The 822-nt window shown below is 74.2% G+C and carries 1 protein-coding gene; it reads left to right on the plus strand.

The annotated features are described in order from the left end of the window. A partial coding sequence (locus D3105_RS34020) for a hypothetical protein (RefSeq protein WP_133305751.1) occupies positions 1–822 on the plus strand: 822 nt, incomplete at both ends.

Genomic DNA, 822 nt, shown 5'->3' on the forward strand with positions numbered 1-822 from the left:
CTCCCGCCCCGGCTCCGGGCACGGCTGCGCCCACCCCTCCCGACCCCCTGAAGGCCTTCACCGACACCGTCCTGGACACCCTCCACCGCGCGTACCCGTCGCTCTTCGTCCCGCCGCTGATGCTGCGCCACCCCCACCTGGCCAAGCTCTGGTACGGGGACGGGCGCATGCGGACCGCGCTGCACAACGAGCGGCAGGTCCGCGAGGCGCTGAACCGGCCGACCCTCGCGCAGAGCCTCGACGACCTCACGACCACCGGGGTGCCGGTCACCCTCACCGAGGACGGCAAGGTCCGCCGGGGCCACCACACGCTCATCCTCCGCGCCCGGCTCACCGACCGGCGGTTCGAGACCACCCTGAGCGAACGCTCGCTGCGCAACGCCGTCATCGGCACCGAGATCTCCGGCCAGGGGCAGCAGGAGTCCACGACCCTCTCCGCCGGGGTCGAGCTGGGCATCTCGCCGCGCGACCACGACAAGGACCCCGGCACCGGGCTGCCCCGCCAGGCGGGCAACGTCTCCCTGGGCGCCCGCTACGCGCAGACGCGCACCCGTGCCACCAAGAACACCGTCGCGGTCGCCCACGACCAGCTGACCTTCCAGAACGGTGCCGATCTCTACAGCTACCAGGTGGAGTTGGGCGCCACCTTCGAGGGCCACCGCCGCCCGCGCGGCTGGACCCGGCTCGTGTCCGTGGGGCTCCTGGGCGCGGGCGTCTTCGTCAGCAAGGTCGCCGAGCGCCCGCTGTTCGCCCGGGGGACCGAGACCGTCGGCCGGGTGGAGCTGGCCGTCCCCGCCGCCCACGGCTCCGACCGCCACGCCC

Source organism: Streptomyces globisporus, assembly GCF_003501885.1.
Classification (GTDB): Bacteria; Actinomycetota; Actinomycetes; order Streptomycetales; family Streptomycetaceae; genus Streptomyces; species Streptomyces globisporus_D.